This window comes from Streptomyces sp. NPDC058239 (assembly GCF_042882185.1).
Taxonomy (GTDB): Bacteria; Actinomycetota; Actinomycetes; order Streptomycetales; family Streptomycetaceae; genus Streptomyces.
Genome location: NZ_JBHVWS010000013.1, coordinates 37,556 through 59,124, shown reverse-complemented (window position 1 = coordinate 59,124; position 21,569 = coordinate 37,556). Strand labels below are relative to the sequence as shown.

Below are 21,569 nucleotides of genomic sequence, written 5' to 3'. Positions count from 1 at the left end.
GGTGTGGCGTCGGATCGGCCGGATCAGATGAGCCCCTGGGCGAGCATCGCGTCCGCGACCAGTTCGAAGCCGGCGATGTTGGCGCCCACCACGTAGTTGCCCGGGCTGCCGTAGCGCTCCGCGACCGTGTGGCAGGAGTCGTGGATGTGGCGCATGATCTGCGCGAGCCGCTCCTCGGTGTGGGCGAACGTCCAGGAGTCGCGCGAGGCGTTCTGCTGCATCTCCAGGGCGCTGGTGGCCACGCCGCCCGCGTTGGCCGCCTTGCCGGGGGCGAAGGCGACGCCCGCGTCCTGGAGGATGCGTACGGCCTCCGGGGTGGTGGGCATGTTGGCCCCCTCGGCGACCGCCTTCACGCCGTTGCGTACGAGGGCCAGGGCGTCGGCCTCGTGCAGTTCGTTCTGGGTGGCGCAGGGCAGGGCCACATCGCAGGGGACGTTCCAGAGGCCGGTGCCGGGGACGAACTTGACGTGTTCGCCGCGACGCTCCGCGTACTCGGAGACCCGACCGCGGCCGGCCTCCTTGATCTCCTTGAGCAGGGCGAGGTCGATGCCCTTCTCGTCCACGACGTACCCGTTGGAGTCGGAGCAGGTCACCACGGTCGCGCCGAGCTGCTGGGCCTTCTCGATCGCGTAGATCGCGACATTGCCCGAGCCCGACACGGCGACGCGCTGCCCGTCGAGGGACTCGCCACGGCTGCGGAGCATCTCGGCGGTGAAGAGCACACAGCCGTACCCGGTCGCCTCGGTGCGCGCCTGAGCACCGCCCCAGCCCAGGCCCTTTCCGGTGAGGACACCGGACTCGTAACGGTTGGTGATCCGCTTGTACTGGCCGAACAGGTAGCCGATCTCGCGGCCGCCGACGCCGATGTCACCGGCGGGGACATCGGTGTACTCGCCGAGGTGACGGTGCAGTTCGGTCATGAACGACTGGCAGAACCGCATGATCTCGGCGTCGGAGCGGCCCTTCGGGTCGAAGTCGGCGCCGCCCTTGCCGCCGCCGATGGGCATGCCGGTGAGCGCGTTCTTGAAGATCTGCTCGAAGCCGAGGAACTTCACGATGCCGAGGTTGACCGAGGGGTGGAAGCGCAGCCCTCCCTTGTACGGTCCCAGCGAGCTGCTGAACTCGACCCGGAAGCCGCGGTTCACATGGATGTCGCCGGAGTCGTCGGACCACGGCACGCGGAAGATGAGCTGGCGCTCCGGCTCGCAGATGCGCTCGATGATCCGGGCGTCCACGAACTCCGGCCGCTGTTCGAGGACGGGGCCGAGGGTCTCCAGGACCTCCCGTACCGCCTGGTGGAATTCCTTCTCGCCCTGGTTGCGGCGGAGAATCTCCGCGTACAGCGGCTCGATGACACGCATGTGAGTAAGACCTTCCGTGGGTCGGCATCGCGCGCGAAGGTGCCCCCGTCCCGAGGGACACCAGCGGTCCCCCTCCCCATTGAGGGCGTCGCCCAGACATCGCACGCTCTGCGGCTCACGAAAGCGACGTACAGAACCGTTGTGGCATATCGATTGTCCCAGTGGCTCCGGAGGATCGTTCACCGCGTCCGCATCCTGGGCCCGGTCTACGACTCCACCGGGCGGCGCAGCCTCCACAGCCCCGCTCCGGACGCGAGGACGACCACGCCGGAGACGACGCTCAGCGCGATGTGCAGACCGCTGTCGTCCATGAGGAAGTTCAGGGAGACATTCGCGGCGATCGCCGCGCAGAGCACGATCCAGAGCAGTGCTTTCATGAGCTTCGCCTTCCGTTGTCGGGTGATGGATCCATTCTTCCGGCGCGTATCCGCCGTCACGAGGGACCGGTCCCCCACATCCGTGGTGTAGCCAGCTGAACCGACGTGCGGTTCGAACGGTCCCGTTAGGGTTTGCGAGGTGGGGATCACCGAGAGAACTGCGACGCGCGAGCGGGGGGACGAGCGGGTCGGCGCCGGTGTGCACCGAGCGGTCACGGATCCGGACTCGGCGCGGTGGTGGGTGCCGGGTCTCGCGGTGCTGGTCGTCGTGCCGTTGTACCTCCTGTGGGCGCTGGTGCTGGCCACCGGCGGCGGTGATCTGGCGGCGCAGTTCGCCTGGGCCGGGTTCGCGTCCCGGCATCCCGAGTCCGCGTACAACCTCTCCTGGTACGGAGGGACGCACACCGCCAACTACAGTCTGCTGACGCCGCCGCTCATGGCGGTGTTCGGGGTGCGGGCCGTCACCGTCGCCGCCGGGCTCTGCGGGTCCTGGGCGCTGGGGCGGCTCTGTGAGCGGACCGGGGTGCGGTGGCCGGTCGCGGTCTCGGTGCTGGGGTCGTCGGTGCTCTGGTGCAATGTCGCGTCCGGGCGTACCACGTTCGCACTTGGCGTGGCGATCGGGCTGGCCGCGCTGTTGTACGTACGACGCCGTGCGGGCATCGCCGCGGGCTGCGCGGCGCTGGCGACGGCCGCGAGTCCGGTGGCGGGACTGTTCCTGGTGGTGGCGGGCGCGGCGTACGGGCTCGACCGGCAGTGGCGGCGGGCGGCCGTGCTCCTCGTACCGCCGTTCGTGGTGGTGGCGGCGACGACGGTGCTGTTTCCGTTCACGGGCGAACAGCCGATGGCGCCGGGGAAGTTGTGGATGCCGTTGGCCGCCTGCGCGGCCCTGTGGCTCGCGGCGCCGCGCGAGGGCGGCTGGCGGGTGGTCCGGTTCGCGAGCGTGGTGTACGCGGCCGGTGTCGTCCTGACCTTCCTGATCCCCTCGCCCATCGGGACGAATGTGGAGCGGCTGGTGGGGGTTGCCGGCCCGCCCGTGCTGCTCGCGGCGGTACTGGCCACCCTGGCCGGCCGGGCGCGGGGCGGCCTGCTGCCGCGGGTGCGGGCAGTCGTGCTCGTCGGGATGCTCGCGTTCAACACCGGCTGGCTGATCAACAAGACCGATGATGATCTGCGGGTCTCCAACACCGTGCCCGCCTGGGCGACGCACACCGACGGTGTGGTCGCCGAGCTGCGCAGGCTCGGTGCCGAACGGACCCGGGTGGAGGTCGTACCGGCCCGAAATCACCGGGAGGCGGCCGTGCTCGCGCCGCATGTGAACATGGCGCGCGGCTGGAACCGTCAGCTCGACGTGGAGCGCGGGCGGCTGTTCTACGAGGGAAAGCCGACCCCGGCGGCGTACCGCGCCTGGCTGGACCGGTGGGGCGTGGGTCTCGTGGTGCTGCACAGCGGCAGGCCGGACGGCCCGGCCGAGGCGGAGGCGGAGATCGTCCGGCGCGGGACCGACTGGCTGGAGCCGGTGTGGCAGGACGCGGGGTGGCGGATCTACCGGGTGCAGGGCGCCGTTCCGCTGGTCTCCGCGCCGGGCGCCGTCGTGCGCGGGGACGACGCCTCCCTGGTGGTACGGATGCCCGCCGCCGGATCGGTGACGGTACGGATCGCGTACTCGCCCTGGCTGCGTGCCGACGGCGGCGGGTGCGTACGGCAGGACGGCGAGTGGACGCGGCTCACGGTGGAGCGGGGCGGCGAGTACCGGCTGGACTCGCGCTACCGGCTGTGGCCGTCCGGGGCTTGCTAGCGGACGCTGCTGGACAGTTCGCTGCTGACGCCGGGGCCGCGGTTCAGTCGGTGATGCCGAGGTCCTGACGCATCAGTTCCCGCATCGTGTCGAGGCAGGGGTCGGCCGCCCTCAGCTCCTCCAGGGCCCGTTCGACGCTTTCGCCGTCACGGGCGAGGCCCCGGTCGAGGCGTTTGATGGCGGCGTCACCGGCGGCGAGGACCCGGTTGAGGTCGCGGGACGCCTGCAGTATCCGTTCGGGGACGATCATCTGAGCCTCGGCGTAGCGGTCGCGGTGGTCGAGGCGGGCCTCTTCGAGCTGGCCACGTTCCTGCTCGGTGTAGACGTCGTCGCGGATGCGGTGCAGGGCGTCCTTGAGGAGTGTGTGGAACTGCCGGGAGGCCCGGTTCATGGCCGTGTACTGGGCACGCCGCTCCTCGAACTTCCGCTGCTCACCGGCCAGTCGGGCCTCTTCGGCACGCTGACGTACGGTCAGGCGCTGTGCGAGCACCGGGGCGAAGAGGGTGCCGAGCACCCCGACTACTGCGGTGATCATGGCAGTGATGGCGACGGTCATGACTGCGAGATTAATGCGGCGTACGGGGCAGCAGGAGTGCGGTCCCGGGCACACGGTGACCGGCAATCGGACATGATGCCGTCATGACCACGTCGCCGGGGCACAGACGTAACCGAAGCTGTTCCGGGACGGCCTTACCGGCCGTCCGCACACCGCCCGGGCCGGGGCACCCGGGACCCGCCGGGCCGTACGCCCATCCGGCTCTCCCGCCCGTCCCCGGGCAGCGCACCGCGCCCCGGATCCCACCGCGCGCGGGCGACATGCGCCGCTATCTCGCCGTCGGCCTCGACTGCTACCTCTGCCTGGTCACCGGCGGCTTGCTCGCCCGGCCGTATGTGGACACGGCCCGCGTTCCCGAGACCGTCGGTCTGCTGCTCGGCCCGACGCTCGCGTTCTCGTTCCTCAACCAGGTGGTCCTCGCCGCGATCGCCGGGGGCGGCGCGGGCAAGCTGATCATGGGGATACGGGTGATCAGACTGCCCGACGCCGGGCGGCCGGGGCCCTGCAGGCTGGTGCGGCGCTGGCTGTACGGACTGTGCCGACTGCCGTTGCAGCCCTGGTACGCGCTGAGCTCGTTCCTCGTGGGCCCCGGCGTCCTCCCCCTCAGCGCCTTCTGGAGCAGCGGGCACGACGATCCGGTGGGCCTGCGCCAGGTCCGCCACAGCGACCTCACGGCCCATCGGAACGCCGTGGCCGAACACCGCTGAGGCCGGACCGGACCACCACCTGGAGGCGGACCGGACCACGGCCGGGGCCGGACCGGACCCGCCCGCCGGTCGACGGCAGGACGCCCGCCGGACCGACCGGCGCCCCGCACGAAGCCCTTCTCAGGCCGCCGCGTTCTCCGTGATCGTGACCTTGCCCTTGCGAATCGTCGCCAGTCGTGGTGCACGCCGGGCGATGGCGCTGTCGTGCGTGACCATGATGAAGGTCAGGCCGTGCTCCTTCCACATGGTCTCCAGCACCTCCATGACCTCGTCGCGCATCGACTCGTCGAGGTTGCCGGTGGGTTCGTCGGCGAGCAGCACCTTCGGCTGCTTGACCAGGGCCCGGGCGATCGCCACGCGCTGCTGCTGACCCCCGGACATCTCGCCGGGCAGATGTCCGAGCCGTTCACCGAGTCCGACGGATTCCAGTGCCTCCGCGGCCCGCCTGCGCCGTTCGGCCGCCTTGCCGCCGAGCGGTACGAGCGCGGTCTCGACGTTCTCCTGGGCGGTGAGCGTCGGAATGAGGTTGAAGCTCTGGAAGACGAAGCCGATGTTCTGCGCGCGCACCTTGGTGAGCCTGGCCTCGCTGAGCTTCGCGAGGTCCACACCGTCGAGTTCGACGCTGCCGCTCGTGGGGCGGTCGAGGCCGCCGAGCATCTGCAGCAGTGTGGACTTGCCGCCGCCGGTGGGGCCCTGGATGACGAGCCGGCCGCCGTCCTCGATGGTCAGATCGACACCGGCGAGCGCATTGACGGTGGACTTGCCGCGCGTATAGCGCTTGGTGACGTCTCTGAGTGTGTACATGGGTCAACTCCTGCTGGAACAAAGTGGGGTGGGACGCCGGTGGGCTATTCGACGCGGCGCAGGGCGTCGGCGGGGCGCAGCCGGGAGGCCCGCCAGCCGCCGAACGCACCGGCGATCAGCCCGCCCGCCACGGCCAGCACGACGGCGATCAGGATGATGGAGAGCGAGACGGGTGCGGTCAGCGCGATGTCGAGGGACTTGGCCGCGGCCTGCCGGCCGGGTCCTGCCATGCCGGGGCCGCCGAGCATGCCGCCGCCACCGCCGCCCGAACCACCGAGTTGCGCGGTGAGCGTGGGGCTGATCGCGGTCACGACGTACGCACCGGCGAGACCGACCGCGATGCCGAGGACGCCGCCCATCAGACCGTTGACGAGGGCCTCGCCGACGACCTGGCGGGTGACCCGGCCGCTCTTCCAGCCGAGCGCCTTCAGCGTGCCGAACTCCCGCACCCGGCGGCTGACCGCGGAGGAGGTGAGCAGCCCGGCCACCAGGAAGGCGGCGACGAGGACGGCGATCGACAGCCACTTGCCGACGCTGGAGGCCAGGTCGGACGCGGTGGACAGGGAGCCGGAGACCGTGTCGGCGAGGTCCGCGGAGGTGGTGACCGTCGTGCCCGGGATGTTCTTCTGGATGGCGGACTTGACGTGGTCGATCTGCTGCGAGTCCGCGGCCTTGACGTAGACCGTGGTGACCTTGTTCTTGGAGTCGGCGAGGGTCTGCGCCTGCTTCAGCGGGATGTAGAGGTTGGCGGCCGCGTCGCCGCTGTCCGCCGTCGAGACGCCGACGATCTCGTACTTGGTCCCGGAGACGGTCACGGTCTTGCCGACCGCGAGCTTCTTCTCCTTGGCGTACGAGGCGTCTACGACCGCGACCTTCGCGTCGGTCTCGGTGGTCTTGAACGTACGGCCCTTGGTGATCTTCGACGAGGTCAGTGGGCCGAGGTCCTGCTTGGTGACGTCGGTCCCGTACACGGTGTACGAGTTGACGTCGAACGAGGCGCCACCGCCCCTGACTTCACCCTGCGGCTGCGTGCTGCCGCCCCGGCCGCCGGGGCCGGCCGTGCCACCGGTCCCGTTCTGCTTGAACTCACCGCGCTTGAACTGGCCGTCCACCTTCATGACGGTCAGGCTGAGTCCGCCGACGGCGTCCGCGACGCCGTCCTGCTTGCCGACCTTGTCGACAGTGGTGGCGGACAGGGTCTGGAAGCCCTGGACCATGACCCGGTCCGAGCTCTGATTCGCGTCGTCGTCGTTGTCCTTGGCGTCGAACTCGAACCGGGGCCGCTGGGTGCCGGAGCCCGATGCGGCGGCAGCCTGGGTCACCGTCATGTCCGTGCCGAGGCCGTACAGCGATTCCAGGACCTTGTCCTGGGCCTTGCTCATGCCGGAGGACACCGAACTGACGATGATGACCAGCGCAATACCGAGGGCGAGCCCCGAGGCGACGACCAGCGCCGCCTTTCTGCGGCGGCGCAGCTCGCGCCGGAGGTAGGTGAAGAACATGGCGCGAGGCTAGGGACGGGGCGTGATGGCGAGATAAGGCCACGATGAGAGCCGTATGAGAACCCCTGCGAACGCCACAGGCGGCGGCGCCGCGGATCCGAGGGGATCCGGGTGCCGCCGCCTGTGTACGGGGATTCGGTACTGCGGGAGGGGAGGCGCGTGCGGGTCAGGCCTCGGAGCCCGCCGTCCACTCCGACCAGCTCATGTTCCAGCCGTTGAGGCCGTTGTCGGGGGTGATGGTCTTGTCCGGGGAGTTCTTGACGATGACCACGTCGCCGACGATGGAGTTGTTGTAGAACCAGGCGGCGGGCTGGTTGGCGTCGTTCGCGCCCTTCACGTCGGCGAGGCCGACACAGCCGTGGCTGGTGTTGGCGCTGCCGAAGATCGACCGCGCGCCCCAGTAGTTGCCGTGGATGAAGGTGCCCGAGGTGGACAGCCGCATGGCGTGCGGCACGTCCTTGATGTCGTACTCGCCCTTGCCGTCGTCGTCGGTGAAACCGACCGTCGCGCCGTTCATCCGGGTCTCCTTGAACTTCTCGGAGATCACCATCTGCCCGTTGTACGTGGGGTTGGCGGAGGAGCCGGAAGAGATCGGGATGGTCTTGACCGTCTTGCCGTTCTGGGTGACGGTCATCGTCTTCGTGTTGGCGTCGACCGTCGAGACCTGGTTGCGGCCGACCTTGAAGGTGACCGTCTTCTGCTGCACACCGAAGACGCCGTCCGCGCCCTCGACGCCGTCCAGCGCGAGCTTCAGCGTGACGGTGGAGCCGCCCTGCCAGTACTGCTCGGGGCGCAGGTCGAGACGCTGCGCGTTGAACCAGTGGCCGACGACTTCCTGACCGCTGCTGGACGTCACGGTTATTGCGTCCTGGACGGCCTTCTTGTCCGTGATCGGCTTGTTGAAGTTGATCGAGACCGGCATGCCGACGCCGACCGTGGAGCCGTCCTCGGGCGTGAAGTTGCCTATGAAGCTGTTGGCGGGCGACACGGTGGTGAACGAGGAGTTCTCGTGCGCCTCGCGGCCCTTGGAGTCCTTGGCCGCCGCATTGATCTTGTACGTGGTCGAGCGCTCCAGCTGGACGTCCGGCTTCCAGCTCTTGCCGTCGGCGGCGAGCGTGCCCTTGACGGTCGCGCCGGCCGACGTGGTCATGGTGACCTGGGACAGCGTGCCCTTGGCGACGGTGACCTTGGCGTCGTTGTTGATGCTCGCGTTGGTCGCGCCGTTCTTCGGCGCGATCGTGATCTGCGCCTCCGACGCGTCCTGGGCGGCCGCCTTGTCGACCTCGGCCGCCTGCGACTTCTTCGAGCTCTCGGCGCTCGCGCCGTTGTCGTTGCAGGCAGTGAGCACCAGAACGCCACCGAGCAGTGCGGACGCGGCCATCAGGCCCTTGCGCCGCTTGCTGTCCGTCATCACACGTTTCTCCATCGTTGCCTAATCCCCAAAAACCCCGAGCAGAGCCGCCGACCGGCGAAACCCGTCAATGTTCCTAGAACCCATGGAAGGGGTCTTCCGTTCCACATCCAAGAGGGATGTGGGGAACAACACTCATCGACGCATCCGCGTCGGCGGTGGTTCCCGGTGCCGGTCGCGTATATACGGCCGGTACGCACGACGGCCCGGTCCGCGGAAAGCGGGCCGGGGCCGTGGCTCACCGCCTGCTAGATCCGCCGCTCCGCACCGCCGCTCGCGCCGCTGTGCTCGCCGTCGTCCTCACCATTGTGCGGGACGTCGCCGTCGCCCCCCTCGTCGTCGAGGTCCCAGCCGTCCGGGTCGTCCGGGTCGTAGTCGACGGTCTCGCTGCTCCAGGACGCCTGGGTGAGCTCGACCCCCGGCACCTCGCTGACCAGGTCGAACGGATCGATGAGGGAGGCGAGGGCCTCCGCTCCGTCCTCCCGTACGGCCGCCTCGGCCTGCATGCGTTCCTCGGCGGACTCGCCGCCGGGCTCCCCGTACTCGGCGGCGATGGACTCCAGTGCGGTGCCGCTGAGGGCGGCAGGGTCTGTGATCTCCAGCACCATTTCGACCTGAAGTCGAACAAACCGTGATGTCTCAGAAGTGCTCATGTGCCGGAGCGTAAGCTCCCCGCCCTCGCGACTTTCCTGCGACCCGCTGCTTTCACTAGCATCGGCGTACAGGCCTAACTCACGGCTGTGACAAGGGGGATCGATTCCGTGGCCGCTGCTCGCCGCCCGCTCCTGACCGCCACCGCTGCGGGCACATTGCTGGCCGCCCTGTGGTTCGTCCCGTCCGCCAACGCGACGGACGAGTCGACCGGCACACCGGGCGCACAGAGCCGACGGGTCACCGCCGCCGTGGACACCACGTCCGGCCCGAGGCTCGCCGACACCGGGGCCGGGGTCGACACCACCCCGTATCTGATCGGCGGCACGGCGTTCCTGGGCATCGGCGCAGCGTTCGTCACCTGCTCGGTACGCCGCGCCGACGCCCTGTCCATCTGAACCCGCCGGACCTAGGCCAGCGGTCCGGTCACCGGCTCGACCGCCGCGACCAGCTTCCCGGCACGCACGAACGCATCCGCCGCGGCCAGGTCCGGCGACAGGAAGCGGTCCGGTCCCGGACCCTCGACACCTGCCGCACGCAGCGCCTCGATGGCGGCCTGCGAGGCGGGCGCGGGGGTGAGGCCCTGGGCGGCACGCAGTTCGATGGCACGGGTCGCCGCGTACAGCTCGACGGCGACGATCCGGGCGAGGTTGTCGACGGCGGTACGCAGCTTGCGCGCGGCCGACCAGCCCATGGAGACGTGGTCCTCCTGCATCGCGGAGGACGGGATCGAGTCGGCCGACGCGGGGACGGCGAGCCGCTTCATCTCGCTGACCAGGGCGGCCTGGGTGTACTGGGCGATCATCAGGCCCGAGTCCACACCGGCGTCGTCGGCGAGGAACGGCGGCAGCCCGTGCGAACGGTTCTTGTCCAGCAGCCGGTCGGTGCGGCGCTCGGTGATCGAACCGAGGTCGGCCGCGACGATCGCCAGGAAGTCGAGCACGTACGCGACGGGGGCGCCGTGGAAGTTTCCGTTGGACTCGACCCGGCCGTCGGGCAGCACCACGGGGTTGTCCACGGCGGAGGCCAGCTCGCGGTCCGCGACGATCCCGGCGTAGTCGAGGGTGTCGCGTCCGGCGCCGTTGACCTGGGGCGCGCAGCGCACGGAGTAGGCGTCCTGGACACGGGGCGCGTCGTCCTGGTGATGGCCGGTGAGGCCCGATCCGGCCAGTACCCGCAGCATGTTGTCGGCGCTGACGCCCTGGCCCGGGTGCGGGCGGATGGCGTGCAGCTCCGGGGCGAGCACCTTGTCCGTGCCGAGCAGCGCCTCCAGGGAGAGGGCGGCGGTGATGTCGGCGGAGGTGTAGAGGCTCTTCAGGTCGGCCAGGGCCATGACGAGCATGCCGAGCATGCCGTCGGTGCCGTTGAGGAGGGCGAGGCCCTCCTTCTCACGCAGCTCGACCGGGGTGATGCCATGGGCGGCGAGCAGCTCACCGGCGGGGCGCACGGTGCCGTCGGGGCCCTCCGCGTCGCCCTCGCCCATCAGCGTCAGGGCGCAGTGGGAGAGCGGGGCCAGGTCGCCGGAGCAGCCGAGCGAGCCGTACTCGTGGACGACGGGGGTGATGCCCGCGTTGAGTACGTCGGCCATGGTCTGCGCGACCTCGGGCCGTACGCCGGTGTGCCCGGAGGCGACCGTCTTCAGCCGCAGGAACATCAGGGCGCGGACGACCTCGCGCTCGACCCGCGGGCCCATGCCGGCGGCGTGCGAGCGGACGATGTTGCGCTGGAGCTGTGCGCGTAGATCCTGGCTGATGTGCCGGCTGGCCAGCGCCCCGAAGCCGGTGGAGACGCCGTAGACCGGCTCGGGCTTGGCGGCGAGCGCGTCCACGATCTCGCGGGCGGCGGCGAGTGCGCTCACGGCGGCCGCGGAGAGCTCGACACGAGCGTTGCCGCGGGCCACGGCGATGACGTCCTGAGCGGTGGTACCGGACGTCCCCACCACGACTGTATGCATATCCATATTCAGAAGCGTACGGATTGAATCCCTTCATGTCACTAGTGGTCGTCGGGTTGACCCCTTACCGATCCGGTCACACGGTCAGGGCCGACTGCCGCGCAGGTGGCGGCGGTCGTGCGGGGACTTCGGCGGCGAGTCGGCCAGCCGGATCACCTCGCCGTCGCGCCCCGCCACCACCGGCTTCGTGGAACGGGCCGCCTTCGCCCGGTACTGGGCCGCGTCCGCCAGCCGGAACAGCCGCCGCGCCGACACCACCGGGCCGATCGGATCACCGGTCGACGCGATCCCGCACGCCACCCCGTCACCGAGCTCCAACTCGGCTGCGCGTTCGCAGAGTTCGGCGGCCACCCGGATCACGTCGTCCGTCTCGGGGCCCACCGCGAGCAGGCAGAACTCATCACCGCCGAGCCGGGCCGCGAGCGCACCGGGCAGCATGGCACCGCAGCGGGACAGCACCGAGCCGAAACGTTCCAGCAGACGGTCGCCGACCGCATGGCCATGACTGTCGTTGACCCGCTTCAGGCCGTTGAGGTCGCAGACGACCAGGCTGACCACTGCCCCGTCCGTCCGGTGCTGCTCCACCGCTTCGTCGAGCCGCACATCGACTGCGCGGCGGTTGGCCAGCCCGGTGAGCGGATCGGTGAAAGCGAGCTTGCGGAGCTCCTCCAGCCGCTCGGTCTGGGCGATCCCGGCGGCGACGACGGCAGCCAGCACGGTCGCGAAGTCCGCGTCCTCCCGCACGAACACCGCCTCCCCCGCCGGGCGGGCCACATACAGCTCGCCCCAGGCCCGCCCGTGCAGCACGATCGGTGCGACCACGCAGCAGCCGCGCCTGCGCCGGCGCAGTGCGGCCACCCGCTCATGGCGGTACACATGCCCGTACCCCCGCACCCCCTCGCCCTCCATGCCGCCCACCGGGCCGTCCGCGGTCTCCACCCAGGCGTCCGGCTCACCGCCCCCGGCCCACCGTTCATGCAGGAACTCGGTGATCTCCGGGAACCGGTGCACCGGGTACGTCTCCTCCTCGGGGAACTCCTCCTCCCCTTCGGCCCGTTCGCCCGCGTTGACCAGCACGCGCAGGCGCCCGGGCCCGCGCTCCCAGACGGAGAGCGCGGCGAAACTGCCGCCCAACGCCTCGCACGCCCCCAGCGCGGCCGCTCGCCACGACCCCCGCGGGGTGTGTGCCGCCGCCATCGTCTGCGCAAGCGAAACCACGGCCCGCAGCCGCGCATCATCACCACCCATCGCTACAGCTTATGTAGTTTTGTAGTGATTTGATCAGTTAGGGACGTCGACAATGTCTGCTGCGTGTCCTTGTAAATACACAACGTCACTCGCCGGGCCAGTTCGGCTTCCTCTTCTCGTTGAACGCGGCCACACCCTCGGCCCGGTCGCCGGAGAAGGCCACCGAGCGCCAGGCGGCGTCCTCGACTTCGAGTCCGGCCCGGAGATCGAGGCCGTGCCCGAGCCGCAGCGCCCGCTTGGCGGCCCGCAGCCCCACCGGGGAGTTGGCGGCGATCCGGCCCGCGAGCGCCAGCGCGGCCTCGCGGTCCCGTCCCGCCTCCACCAGCTCGTCGACCAGCCCCGAATCACGGGCCTCGGCCGCCTCCACCCGCCGGGCCGTGAAGACCAGCTCGGCGGCGCGCGCCGCACCGATCCGCCGCGGCAGCAGCTGCGTACCGCCACCACCCGGAATGACACCGACCGACACCTCCGGCAGGCCCACCACCGCCGTGCGGTCGGCGACGATCAGATCGCAGGACAGGGCCAGCTCGAATCCGCCGCCGAGCGCGAAACCGTGCACGGCCGCGATCGTCGGCATCGGCAGTTCGAGTACGCCGGTGTACGCAGCGCGGGCGGTGGGGCGCTGGCGCAGCAGCTCGGCGTCGGTGAAGGAATTGCGCTCCTTCAGGTCCGCGCCCACACAGAAGGCCCGCTCATGGCTGGAAGTGAGGACGGTGACCCGTACACCCGGGTCGGCGGCGAGCGCGGCGCAGGCGGCGGCGATCGAACGGGCCATGTCCGTGGACACGGCGTTCATCGCCTTGGGCCGGTCGAGGACCAGTTCGGCGACGTGTTCCTGCCCCTCGTGGACCCGTACGACGACGAATTCCCCGAACCGCTGCTCGGACGTGACGGTCATGACTGCACCCCTCCGGTTAACGATCGTTACCGGAGGGATCCTATGGGGCGCCCCGGACAGCGGTCCGGGGTGATGTCAGGACGTGCCCCGGCGCGCCAGCAGCCAGGGCTCCACGACGCCGAGGCCGCGCACCGGGCGCTGCCACATCGGCTGCAGCCCGTAGCGGTACTTGGGCGCGGACGTCGACTCCACGCCGTTCTGGCGCTCCTTCTCGGCCACCGCGGCCTCCTCCGCCGCCTGCGCTTCGGAGGACGGAGCGTCGCCGGTACGGATCAGCTCCTCCGCGAACGCCCCGTCCACCAGCACGGCGTCCTTCGGCGCTATCGAGGTCAGCCGGCTGGCGAGGTTCACCGTCGTACCGAAGACATCGCCCATTCGGGTGGTGACCGTGCCGAAGGCGATGCCGACGCGCAGTGCGGGCATGGTCTCGTCCTGGTTCATCGCCTCTATCAGGCGCAGCGCGATCTCGGCCGCCGTGCCCGCGTCGTCCGCGGCGTAGAGGACCTCGTCGCCGAGGGTCTTGATGAGCCGGCCGCCGTGGGCGGCGACCAGGTCGGCGCAGGTGGTCTCGAACGCCTCGACCAGCTCGCCGAGCTCCTCCTCCTCCAGCCGCCGGGTCAGCCGGGTGAACCCGACGAGGTCGGCGAAGCCGACGGCCAGGCGCCGGTCGACCATTTCCTCGTCGTCGGCGGCCTGCACGACCCGGCCGGTGGCGGCGGCGAGCTGGCGCCGCCACACGTACACCAGGAACTCCTCCAGCTCCGGGAGGAGCAGCTCGACCAGCGGGTACGTGACCTCGGTCCGGGTCATGCCGGGCTCGGGCGGCTCGGTCAGCCCCTCCAGGAAGGAATCGATCTGCCACTCCGCCAGCCGGGCGGTGGTCTGCCCGGTGGACCGGGCCACCTGGATCGCCATCGGCTCGCTGAGCAGCCCCGCCTCGACGAGACCGGCGAGCCGGCGCAGCGCCAGCACATCGGCCTCGGTGAGCGCCCTGGCCTGCCCGATGTCGGCGAAGCCCATGGCCCGCCAGAACCGGGAGGCCAGGTCCATCGAGACGCCGGCGGTACGGGCCGCCTGAAACGGCGTGTAGCGCCGGTCGGCACCCAGGATCAGCTGTTCCAGCCGGATCGCGAGGGGATCGTCGGTCGGTTCCGCCGTATGGTCGACTTCGTGATGCGGTGTCGGGTGGACCGAGGGTTCCGACGGGGGCTCCGCGCCCGCGCCGGAGGTCGTGTCGTCGACGGTCACCAGCCGCCTCCTGCCCGTTCCCTGCGCACTGCCCTGCCGATCTGTCGGTGGATCGCCTCAACGATACGGCAGGTGTGCCGTGGCTCACGTCGCTAAGTCATCCCGGAATGTTCCTGGGTGGGCCGGGGGCGTGGGTGGTTGCGCCCGACGGTGGGTTTCCAGGAGGGCAACGGCTCATGAAGTCATCCCGGAATGTTCCTGGGTGGGCCGGGGGCGTGGGTGGTTGCGCCCGGTGGTGGGTTTCCAGGAGGGCACGGTCTCACGCCCCCGGTACGTGTCGAGGCAGGTCGGAGGTGGAGGGCGGGCGTAGACACACCGCGGCCCCGCACGCACGGCGGACGTTGCCCCGGTACGTGTCCGGGTGAGGCGGAGGGCGGCCTTGCACGACCGCCGCTGCCTCACGTCAGGCCGCCGCCGACGCCCCGCAGGTGCACGATGTCGCCCGCCGATACGGGCTCCTGGAGGCCGTCGCCGGTGGACAGGATCAGTCGGCCGTCGCCGTCGATCGCCACGGCCTCGCCGGTGAGCGTGCGGTCGCCGGGCAGCTGGGCACGTACCGTCCGGCCGAGCGTCGCGCAGCCCGCCGCGTACGCCTCCTGCAGGCCGCTCGCCGCCGCGTCGCCGTCCGCCGCGCGCCACTGGCCGTACCAGTGCTCCAGCGAGCGCAGTACGCCCCGCAGCAGCGTCTCGCGGTCGGTGGAGACCGCCCCGGCCAGGGCCAGCGAGCCGGCCGTGGGGGCGGGGAGTTCGTCGGCGCGCAGGGACACGTTGAGGCCGATGCCCACGACGACGCCGTCCCCGGCACGCTCGGCCAGGATGCCGCCCGTCTTGCGCTCCTCGTCCAGTGGGGTCTCCCCTGGACGGAGCCGGTCGGAGTCCTTGGGAATCTTCACAATGAGGTCGTTGGGCCATTTGAGGGACATGTCGACGCCCGCCGCACGGGCCAGACCCGTCGCCGCCGCGACGCCGGTGAGCAGCGGCAGCCAGCCCCACCGGTGGACAGGGACATCGCCCGGCGTCAGGAAGACGGAGAAGAACAGGCCCGAACGGGCCGGAGCCGTCCATGTGCGGTCGAGGCGGCCGCGGCCCGCGGTCTGTTCCTCGGCGACCAGCACGGCGCCGCCTGCGAGCCCCGCCGCCGCTCGCCCGGCAAGGTCGGAGTTGGTGGACCCGGTGGTCTCCACGACGTCGAGCGAGGTCCACAGTCCGCCCGGCCGCAGCAGCCCGCGGCGCAGCGCGGGCACGTTCAGGGGCGGTCGGTCCAGGTCCGACCAGCGGCTGTGAGACGCATCCGAAGGTGTCATGCAAGCCAGACTAGGTGTGGCAAACGACGCACTGCCGAACCGTATCCACGCCGATACGCTACGGATCAGTAGGTGTTCAGTACCTGATCAGCAGCACAGTCGTCCCCGTGACCAGGCAGGGAGCCGCCACCCGATGTCCGAGCCGGAAGAGATCGACATCCACACCACCGCGGGCAAGATCGCGGACCTGCAGCGCCGTATCGACGAAGCAACGCACGCGGGCTCCGAGCGCGCGGTCGAGAAGCAGCATGCGAAGGGCAAGTTGACCGCCCGCGAGCGGATCGACCTGCTGCTCGACGAGGGCTCCTTCGTGGAGCTCGACGAATTCGCCCGGCACCGCTCCACCAACTTCGGCATCGAGAAGAACCGCCCCTACGGAGACGGCGTCGTCACCGGCTACGGCACGGTCGACGGCCGCCCCGTCTGCGTGTACTCGCAGGACTTCACCATCTTCGGGGGCTCGCTCGGCGAGGTCTACGGTGAGAAAATCGTCAAGGTGATGGACTTCGCGCTGAAGACCGGCTGTCCGGTCATCGGCATCAACGACGGCGGCGGCGCACGCATCCAGGAGGGTGTGGTGGCGCTCGGCCTGTTCGCCGAGATCTTCCGCCGCAATGTGCACGCCTCGGGCGTCGTCCCGCAGATCTCGCTGATCGTCGGACCGTGCGCGGGCGGCGCGGTCTACTCCCCCGCGATCACCGACTTCACCGTCATGGTCGACCAGACCTCCCACATGTTCATCACCGGCCCCGACGTCATCAAGACCGTCACCGGCGAGGACGTCGGCTTCGAGGAACTCGGCGGAGCCCGCACCCACAACACCACTTCGGGTGTGGCGCATCACATGGCGGGCGACGAGAAGGACGCCATCGAGTACGTCAAGTCGCTGCTGTCGTACCTCCCGTCGAACAATCTTTCCGAAGCACCGGCCTTCCCGGAGGAGGCGGAACTCGCCACCACCGACGAGGACCGCGAACTCGACACCCTCATCCCGGACTCGGCGAACCAGCCGTACGACATGCACACCGCCATCGAACACGTGCTGGACGACGGCGAATTCCTGGAGACCCAGTCCCTGTTCGCGCCGAACATCATCACCGGCTTCGGGCGTGTCGAGGGCTACCCGGTCGGCATCGTCGCCAACCAGCCGATGCAGTTCGCCGGCTGCCTGGACATCAACGCGAGCGAGAAGGCGGCACGGTTCGTCCGCACCTGCGACGCCTTCAACGTGCCCGTCCTGACCTTCGTCGACGTCCCCGGCTTCCTGCCCGGCGTCGACCAGGAGTACGGCGGCATCATCCGCCGCGGCGCAAAGCTGATCTACGCCTACGCGGAAGCGACCGTCCCGCTGATCACGGTGATCACCCGCAAGGCCTTCGGCGGCGCGTACGACGTCATGGGCTCCAAGCACCTGGGCGCCGACATCAACGTCGCCTGGCCGACCGCGCAGATCGCCGTGATGGGCGCGCAGGGCGCCGTGAACATCCTGCACCGCCGCACCATCGCCGCCGCGGAGGATCAGGAAGCAACCCGCGCCGAGCTGATCGCCGACTACGAGGACACGCTGCTCAACCCGTACGTGGCGGCCGAACGCGGCTACGTCGACGCGGTGATCATGCCCTCCGAGACCCGCGCCCACATCGTGAAGGGGCTGCGCCAGCTGCGCACGAAGCGGGAGTCGCTGCCTCCGAAGAAGCACGGCAACATCCCCCTCTAGAAAGGGTCCTGGCCATGATCAAGGTCGTACGGGGCAACCCGACCCCTGAGGAGCTGGCTGCCGCACTGGCGGTGGTCCGGGCGCGTGCCGCGGCGACGGCGTCCGATGCGTCGTCCGGCGCGCCGACGCTGCCCGGCCAGTGGTCCGACCCGGGGCGTATCGTCCGACGCGAGCGCCGTCTGCCGGGGCCGCGAGCCTGGGCGCGGACGTACTGGCCCGGGTAGTCGCAGGAGTACCTGTTCGCGCACGTTTTCGGATGTCCGGGCCCCTTTGGGGTCCGGACCTCCGGTGCGTCCGGGCGCGATCTGGTCCGTACGCACCAGAGCGGCTGAGTACCTGTACTCAGGCGCGGCATCCGCCCCCGCAGCAAGATCGGTCCCATGCTGTGGTCCGACCCGGAGAACAAGCCGCCGAAGGAACTGCGCGACGCCCAGGACATGATGCGGCGCGCGGGGCTGGTGCTTGCGCTCGCGATGGTGGTCGCGATGTTCGTGCTCGGGACACGGTGAGGGGTGCGGTGGGGGTGGGGTGGCCGCTGCGCGGGGTTTGTTCCCCTGCCCGTCCCTTCCCGGCTGCGTCGATGTGCGGTTCGGCCGTGTGGGGGGCTCCGCCCCTGACCCCGGTCCTCGAACGCCGGACGGGCTGAAATCCGTCCGGGCGGGCCGGATGCCGGCCCGCCCCTTCTACGATGGCGCGTATGACTGATCAGCGCCGTCTCGTGCTCGCCTCCGCCTCCCCCGCCCGTCTCGGCCTCCTGCGGCAGGCCGGATTCGCGCCCGAGGTGATCGTCAGCGGGGTGGACGAGGACGCGCTGAGCGCCCCGACGCCGGCCGAGCTGGCACTCGTTCTCGCCGAGGCCAAGGCCGCCGCGGTGGCCGGCCGGCCGGAGGCGGCGGGTGCCCTGGTCATCGGGTGCGACTCGGTGCTCGAACTCGACGGCGAGGCGCTCGGCAAGCCGGCCGACAGCGAGGAGGCCATCGCCCGCTGGAAGTCCATGCGCGGCCGGGCCGGTGTGCTGCAGACCGGCCACAGCGTGATCGACACCGCGACCGGACGTACGGCCTCGGCGACCGCCTCCACGACCGTTCGCTTCGGCGAACCGACGGACGCCGAGATCGCCGCCTACGTGGCCTCGGGCGAGCCGCTCCACGTGGCGGGCGCCTTCACGCTGGACGGCCGTTCGGCGCCGTTCGTCGACTCCATCGAGGGCGACCACGGCAATGTCATCGGGCTCTCGCTGCCGCTGCTGCGCCGGCTGCTGGGCGAGCTGGGGATCTCCGTGACCGAGCTGTGGGTCTGAGCCGGACCCGTTCTGCGTCAGGCCGTGGCCGGAGCGCTGGGTTCGGCGTCGTCCGTGGGCCGGTCGGCCTCGGGGCCGTACGCCACCAGCGCCAGCACGATCAGCCCGAGCACCACCATCAGACACGCGAACGCGGTCCAGCCGACCAGCCCCACCGTCAGCGCGCCCAGCACCCCGTGCACCACGGCGCAGGTGATGAGGGCGATGCGGCCGACACGGCCGGGGGCCCGGTCGCGGATGCCGGCCAGCAGGAGGACCAGCCCGCACAGCAGCAGATACAGGCCGAAGACTCCGCCCATCACCCATGTGCCGTTGGACATGGCTGCGGACTCCAGCCCGGCCAGTGACATGTCCTGGTTCTTGACGACGGTCGCCAGGATGCCGTTGATGACCACGATGCCCACGGCCTCCACGAACAGCACGATCGCCGTCACGAACGCCACCGGTCTGCGCACCACGGTGCTCACCCCCTGTTACCTGCAGTACGTGCGATAGCGCGGACCCTACTAACGGGTAACGCTCCGGACAAGGGTCCGGACGGCCTTCACTCTCACCCCGTACCCCCGAGGCGCACCCGCGCGCTCTCCTCGCGCCCCCCTTGTCGTGCCTCTCGTGCGTCGGGCAAAGAATCGTTCGCCCGTTAGTGGGGACTCGACAAAGAAACGCCGTGCGTGGCTGCTTGCACCAACAGAGACCTGGACCACACCTCGTGGCTACTGTGCGGTCATGAATCCCGGCGTACCGTGGTGTCACAAGGGATTTCGCGACTTGAGCAAGCCTCGAATCACACTCCGTGTGGGCAAGCTCACCAATGGGGACGGGTCGTAGGGCCGTGTCGGTAGTCCCTAAACTCAGCTTGTTTCAAGGAGGGAGCCATCGTGCGCAAGGTGCTCATCGCCAACCGTGGCGAAATTGCTGTCCGCGTTGCTCGGGCATGCCGGGATGCCGGAATCGGGAGCGTGGCCGTCTACGCCGACCCGGACCGCGACGCTCTGCATGTACGTGCGGCCGACGAGGCATTCGCTCTGGGCGGTGACACCCCGGCCGCCAGCTACCTGGACATGGCCAAGGTGCTCCAGGCTGCCAAGGACTCCGGGGCGGACGCGATCCACCCGGGATACGGCTTCCTGTCGGAGAACGCCGAATTCGCCCAGGCCGTCATCGACGCGGGTCTGACCTGGATCGGCCCGCCGCCGCAGGCGATCCGGGACCTCGGTGACAAGGTCGCCGCCCGACACATCGCGCAGCGCGCCGGTGCCCCGCTGGTGGCCGGTACGCCGGACCCGGTCGAGGGCTCCGCCGAGGTCGTGGCGTTCGCGAAGGAGCACGGGCTGCCGATCGCGATCAAGGCCGCCTTCGGTGGTGGCGGTCGCGGGCTGAAGGTGGCGCGCACGCTGGAGGAGATCCCGGAGCTGTACGACTCCGCGGTCCGTGAGGCCGTCGCGGCGTTCGGCCGCGGGGAGTGCTTCGTGGAGCGCTACCTCGACAGGCCGCGCCACGTCGAGACGCAGTGCCTGGCCGACAGCCACGGCAACGTCGTCGTCGTCTCCACCCGTGACTGCTCGCTCCAGCGCCGCCACCAGAAGCTGGTCGAGGAGGCCCCCGCGCCGTTCCTCTCCGAGGCTCAGAACGCGGAGCTGTACGCGGCATCGAAGGCCATCCTCAAGGAGGCCGGTTACGTCGGTGCGGGCACCGTGGAGTTCCTCGTCGGCACGGACGGCACCATCTCGTTCCTGGAGGTCAACACCCGCCTCCAGGTCGAGCACCCGGTCACCGAGGAGGTCACCGGCCTCGACCTCGTACGCGAGATGTTCCGCATCGCGGACGGCGAGAAGCTCGGCTACGACGACCCGGCCGTGCGCGGGCACTCCTTCGAGTTCCGGATCAACGGCGAGGACCCGGGCCGCGGCTTCCTGCCCGCCCCGGGCACGGTGACCACGTTCGCCCCGCCGACCGGCCCCGGTGTCCGCCTCGACGCGGGCGTGGAGTCCGGTTCCGTCATCGGCCCCGCCTGGGACTCGCTCCTGGCGAAGCTCATCGTGACCGGTGCGACCCGTGAGCAGGCGCTGCAGCGGGCGGCGCGCGCGCTGGCCGAGTTCAATGTCGAGGGCATGGCCACCGCCATCCCGTTCCACCGTGCGGTCGTCATCGACCCGGCTTTCACCAGCGACCCGTTCCAGGTCCACACCCGGTGGATCGAGACCGAGTTCGTCAACGACATCAAGCCCTTCACCGCCACCGCCGATACGGAAGCGGAGGAGGAGACCGGCCGCGAGACCGTCGTCGTCGAGGTCGGCGGCAAGCGTCTTGAGGTCTCGCTGCCCTCGTCGCTGGGCATGAGCCTGGCCCGTACCGGGCTCGCGGCGGGCGCCAAGCCCAAGCGCCGCGCGGCGAAGAAGAGCGGCTCCGCGGTCTCCGGCGACACCCTGGCGTCCCCGATGCAGGGCACCATCGTCAAGATCGCCGTCGAGGAGGGCCAGCAGGTCAGCGAGGGCGACCTCATCGTCGTCCTGGAGGCCATGAAGATGGAGCAGCCGCTGAACGCGCACCGCGCCGGCACCATCAAGGGACTCGCCGCCGAGGTCGGCAGCTCGGTCTCCTCCGGCGCCGTGATCTGCGAGATCAAGGACTGATCGAGCGGTACCCGACGTTCTGCCGGGGCCCCTGCGAAGTCGTACGGCTCCGCAGGGGCCCCGGTCGGTCGTTCGGCGGCGTGCGTCACTCCCCGGCGGGTGG

21 protein-coding genes are annotated in these 21,569 nt (G+C 70.4%); 8 read left to right on the top strand and 13 right to left on the bottom strand.

Annotated elements, in window-relative coordinates; translation table 11 throughout:
* Nucleotides 1-23: 23 nt before the first annotated feature.
* Entirely contained in the window at nucleotides 24-1,361 is a 1,338-nt protein-coding gene (gene gdhA, locus ACFVYE_RS17070) for an NADP-specific glutamate dehydrogenase (RefSeq protein ID WP_383966598.1), read from the bottom strand.
* Between the two features lie 206 nt (nucleotides 1,362-1,567).
* Nucleotides 1,568-1,738, bottom strand: coding sequence for a hypothetical protein (locus ACFVYE_RS17065; protein WP_383966601.1), 171 nt, complete (start codon nucleotides 1,736-1,738; stop codon nucleotides 1,568-1,570).
* Nucleotides 1,739-1,979: 241 nt separating this feature from the next.
* On the opposite strand from ACFVYE_RS17065, the gene ACFVYE_RS17060 reads away from it, so the two are divergent.
* Complete coding sequence (locus ACFVYE_RS17060) at nucleotides 1,980-3,533, top strand: hypothetical protein (protein ID WP_383966707.1); 1,554 nt, start codon at nucleotides 1,980-1,982, stop codon at nucleotides 3,531-3,533.
* A 43-nt stretch (nucleotides 3,534-3,576) separates the two neighbouring features.
* Here the strand turns inward: ACFVYE_RS17060 and ACFVYE_RS17055 are convergent, their stop codons facing one another.
* On the bottom strand, nucleotides 3,577-4,089 hold the full coding sequence (locus tag ACFVYE_RS17055) for a hypothetical protein (protein WP_383966604.1): 513 nt from the start codon (nucleotides 4,087-4,089) through the stop codon (nucleotides 3,577-3,579).
* Nucleotides 4,090-4,172: 83 nt separating this feature from the next.
* Between ACFVYE_RS17055 and ACFVYE_RS17050 the strand changes: the two genes are divergently transcribed.
* The gene (locus ACFVYE_RS17050; protein ID WP_383966606.1) at nucleotides 4,173-4,796 is read left to right on the top strand and encodes an RDD family protein; all 624 of its coding nucleotides are present in this window, start codon (nucleotides 4,173-4,175) and stop codon (nucleotides 4,794-4,796) included.
* A gap of 120 nt (nucleotides 4,797-4,916) precedes the next feature.
* Here the strand turns inward: ACFVYE_RS17050 and ACFVYE_RS17045 are convergent, their stop codons facing one another.
* The 4 genes from ACFVYE_RS17045 to ACFVYE_RS17030 all read right to left on the bottom strand — a co-directional run bounded on the left by ACFVYE_RS17045 (nucleotide 4,917) and on the right by ACFVYE_RS17030 (nucleotide 9,166).
* Nucleotides 4,917-5,600 carry an ABC transporter ATP-binding protein gene (locus ACFVYE_RS17045; RefSeq protein ID WP_383966609.1) on the bottom strand — a complete coding sequence of 228 codons (684 nt, stop codon included), beginning with the start codon at nucleotides 5,598-5,600 and terminating at the stop codon, nucleotides 4,917-4,919.
* Between the two features lie 44 nt (nucleotides 5,601-5,644).
* On the bottom strand, nucleotides 5,645-7,102 hold the full coding sequence (locus ACFVYE_RS17040) for an ABC transporter permease (RefSeq protein WP_383966612.1): 1,458 nt from the start codon (nucleotides 7,100-7,102) through the stop codon (nucleotides 5,645-5,647).
* 166 nt (nucleotides 7,103-7,268) lie between these two features.
* Nucleotides 7,269-8,528 (bottom strand): Ig-like domain-containing protein, encoded by a 1,260-nt coding sequence (locus ACFVYE_RS17035; RefSeq protein WP_383966615.1) that lies wholly within the window; start codon nucleotides 8,526-8,528, stop codon nucleotides 7,269-7,271.
* Between the two features lie 233 nt (nucleotides 8,529-8,761).
* Nucleotides 8,762-9,166, bottom strand: coding sequence for a hypothetical protein (locus ACFVYE_RS17030; RefSeq protein ID WP_383966618.1), 405 nt, complete (start codon nucleotides 9,164-9,166; stop codon nucleotides 8,762-8,764).
* Nucleotides 9,167-9,274: 108 nt separating this feature from the next.
* Here ACFVYE_RS17030 and ACFVYE_RS17025 point away from each other — a divergent pair, with 108 nt between their 5' ends.
* Nucleotides 9,275-9,562, top strand: coding sequence for a hypothetical protein (locus ACFVYE_RS17025; protein ID WP_383966621.1), 288 nt, complete (start codon nucleotides 9,275-9,277; stop codon nucleotides 9,560-9,562).
* Nucleotides 9,563-9,573: 11 nt separating this feature from the next.
* Here ACFVYE_RS17025 and hutH read toward each other — a convergent pair whose 3' ends face one another.
* The 5 genes from hutH to ACFVYE_RS17000 all read right to left on the bottom strand — a co-directional run bounded on the left by hutH (nucleotide 9,574) and on the right by ACFVYE_RS17000 (nucleotide 15,816).
* Nucleotides 9,574-11,124 (bottom strand): histidine ammonia-lyase, encoded by a 1,551-nt coding sequence (gene hutH, locus ACFVYE_RS17020; protein WP_383966624.1) that lies wholly within the window; start codon nucleotides 11,122-11,124, stop codon nucleotides 9,574-9,576.
* 78 nt (nucleotides 11,125-11,202) lie between these two features.
* Nucleotides 11,203-12,366, bottom strand: coding sequence for a diguanylate cyclase domain-containing protein (locus ACFVYE_RS17015; RefSeq protein ID WP_383966627.1), 1,164 nt, complete (start codon nucleotides 12,364-12,366; stop codon nucleotides 11,203-11,205).
* An 85-nt stretch (nucleotides 12,367-12,451) separates the two neighbouring features.
* On the bottom strand, nucleotides 12,452-13,264 hold the full coding sequence (locus ACFVYE_RS17010) for an enoyl-CoA hydratase/isomerase family protein (RefSeq protein WP_383075548.1): 813 nt from the start codon (nucleotides 13,262-13,264) through the stop codon (nucleotides 12,452-12,454).
* Between the two features lie 75 nt (nucleotides 13,265-13,339).
* Nucleotides 13,340-14,512 carry an adenylate/guanylate cyclase domain-containing protein gene (locus tag ACFVYE_RS17005; protein ID WP_383966631.1) on the bottom strand — a complete coding sequence of 391 codons (1,173 nt, stop codon included), beginning with the start codon at nucleotides 14,510-14,512 and terminating at the stop codon, nucleotides 13,340-13,342.
* A 398-nt stretch (nucleotides 14,513-14,910) separates the two neighbouring features.
* Complete coding sequence (locus ACFVYE_RS17000; protein WP_389606109.1) at nucleotides 14,911-15,816, bottom strand: biotin--[acetyl-CoA-carboxylase] ligase; 906 nt, start codon at nucleotides 15,814-15,816, stop codon at nucleotides 14,911-14,913.
* Between the two features lie 133 nt (nucleotides 15,817-15,949).
* Between ACFVYE_RS17000 and ACFVYE_RS16995 the strand changes: the two genes are divergently transcribed.
* From ACFVYE_RS16995 to ACFVYE_RS16980, 4 genes are all read left to right on the top strand, one after another.
* Complete coding sequence (locus ACFVYE_RS16995) at nucleotides 15,950-17,533, top strand: acyl-CoA carboxylase subunit beta (protein ID WP_383966637.1); 1,584 nt, start codon at nucleotides 15,950-15,952, stop codon at nucleotides 17,531-17,533.
* Nucleotides 17,534-17,547: 14 nt separating this feature from the next.
* The gene (locus tag ACFVYE_RS16990; protein WP_383966640.1) at nucleotides 17,548-17,757 is read left to right on the top strand and encodes an acyl-CoA carboxylase epsilon subunit; all 210 of its coding nucleotides are present in this window, start codon (nucleotides 17,548-17,550) and stop codon (nucleotides 17,755-17,757) included.
* A gap of 156 nt (nucleotides 17,758-17,913) precedes the next feature.
* Nucleotides 17,914-18,042, top strand: coding sequence for a morphogenic membrane protein MmpB (gene mmpB / locus ACFVYE_RS16985; protein ID WP_093900106.1), 129 nt, complete (start codon nucleotides 17,914-17,916; stop codon nucleotides 18,040-18,042).
* A 179-nt stretch (nucleotides 18,043-18,221) separates the two neighbouring features.
* Nucleotides 18,222-18,833, top strand: a complete 612-nt coding sequence (locus ACFVYE_RS16980; RefSeq protein WP_383966643.1) for a nucleoside triphosphate pyrophosphatase — start codon at nucleotides 18,222-18,224, stop codon at nucleotides 18,831-18,833.
* Between the two features lie 17 nt (nucleotides 18,834-18,850).
* Here ACFVYE_RS16980 and ACFVYE_RS16975 read toward each other — a convergent pair whose 3' ends face one another.
* Nucleotides 18,851-19,300 carry a hypothetical protein gene (locus ACFVYE_RS16975; protein WP_383966645.1) on the bottom strand — a complete coding sequence of 150 codons (450 nt, stop codon included), beginning with the start codon at nucleotides 19,298-19,300 and terminating at the stop codon, nucleotides 18,851-18,853.
* A gap of 411 nt (nucleotides 19,301-19,711) precedes the next feature.
* Between ACFVYE_RS16975 and ACFVYE_RS16970 the strand changes: the two genes are divergently transcribed.
* Nucleotides 19,712-21,466 carry an acetyl/propionyl/methylcrotonyl-CoA carboxylase subunit alpha gene (locus ACFVYE_RS16970; protein ID WP_383966648.1) on the top strand — a complete coding sequence of 585 codons (1,755 nt, stop codon included), beginning with the start codon at nucleotides 19,712-19,714 and terminating at the stop codon, nucleotides 21,464-21,466.
* The last annotated feature ends 103 nt before the right edge of the window (nucleotides 21,467-21,569 follow it).

What these genes read in the sequence shown, in the direction of transcription:
- mmpB (WP_093900106.1), top strand. Translation starts at nt 17,914, where the DNA reads ATGCTGTGGTCCGACCCGGAGAACAAGCCGCCGAAGGAACTGCGCGAC.
- hutH (WP_383966624.1), bottom strand. Translation starts at nt 11,124, where the DNA reads ATGGATATGCATACAGTCGTGGTGGGGACGTCCGGTACCACCGCTCAG.
- ACFVYE_RS17045 (WP_383966609.1), bottom strand. Translation starts at nt 5,600, where the DNA reads ATGTACACACTCAGAGACGTCACCAAGCGCTATACGCGCGGCAAGTCC.
- ACFVYE_RS17050 (WP_383966606.1), top strand. Translation starts at nt 4,173, where the DNA reads ATGACCACGTCGCCGGGGCACAGACGTAACCGAAGCTGTTCCGGGACG.
- ACFVYE_RS16995 (WP_383966637.1), top strand. Translation starts at nt 15,950, where the DNA reads ATGTCCGAGCCGGAAGAGATCGACATCCACACCACCGCGGGCAAGATC.
- ACFVYE_RS17035 (WP_383966615.1), bottom strand. Translation starts at nt 8,528, where the DNA reads ATGGAGAAACGTGTGATGACGGACAGCAAGCGGCGCAAGGGCCTGATG.
- ACFVYE_RS16980 (WP_383966643.1), top strand. Translation starts at nt 18,222, where the DNA reads ATGGCGCGTATGACTGATCAGCGCCGTCTCGTGCTCGCCTCCGCCTCC.
- ACFVYE_RS17030 (WP_383966618.1), bottom strand. Translation starts at nt 9,166, where the DNA reads ATGAGCACTTCTGAGACATCACGGTTTGTTCGACTTCAGGTCGAAATG.
- ACFVYE_RS17065 (WP_383966601.1), bottom strand. Translation starts at nt 1,738, where the DNA reads ATGAAAGCACTGCTCTGGATCGTGCTCTGCGCGGCGATCGCCGCGAAT.
- ACFVYE_RS17055 (WP_383966604.1), bottom strand. Translation starts at nt 4,089, where the DNA reads ATGACCGTCGCCATCACTGCCATGATCACCGCAGTAGTCGGGGTGCTC.
- ACFVYE_RS17010 (WP_383075548.1), bottom strand. Translation starts at nt 13,264, where the DNA reads ATGACCGTCACGTCCGAGCAGCGGTTCGGGGAATTCGTCGTCGTACGG.
- ACFVYE_RS17015 (WP_383966627.1), bottom strand. Translation starts at nt 12,366, where the DNA reads ATGGGTGGTGATGATGCGCGGCTGCGGGCCGTGGTTTCGCTTGCGCAG.
- ACFVYE_RS17000 (WP_389606109.1), bottom strand. Translation starts at nt 15,816, where the DNA reads ATGACACCTTCGGATGCGTCTCACAGCCGCTGGTCGGACCTGGACCGA.
- ACFVYE_RS17040 (WP_383966612.1), bottom strand. Translation starts at nt 7,102, where the DNA reads ATGTTCTTCACCTACCTCCGGCGCGAGCTGCGCCGCCGCAGAAAGGCG.
- gdhA (WP_383966598.1), bottom strand. Translation starts at nt 1,361, where the DNA reads ATGCGTGTCATCGAGCCGCTGTACGCGGAGATTCTCCGCCGCAACCAG.
- ACFVYE_RS16990 (WP_383966640.1), top strand. Translation starts at nt 17,548, where the DNA reads ATGATCAAGGTCGTACGGGGCAACCCGACCCCTGAGGAGCTGGCTGCC.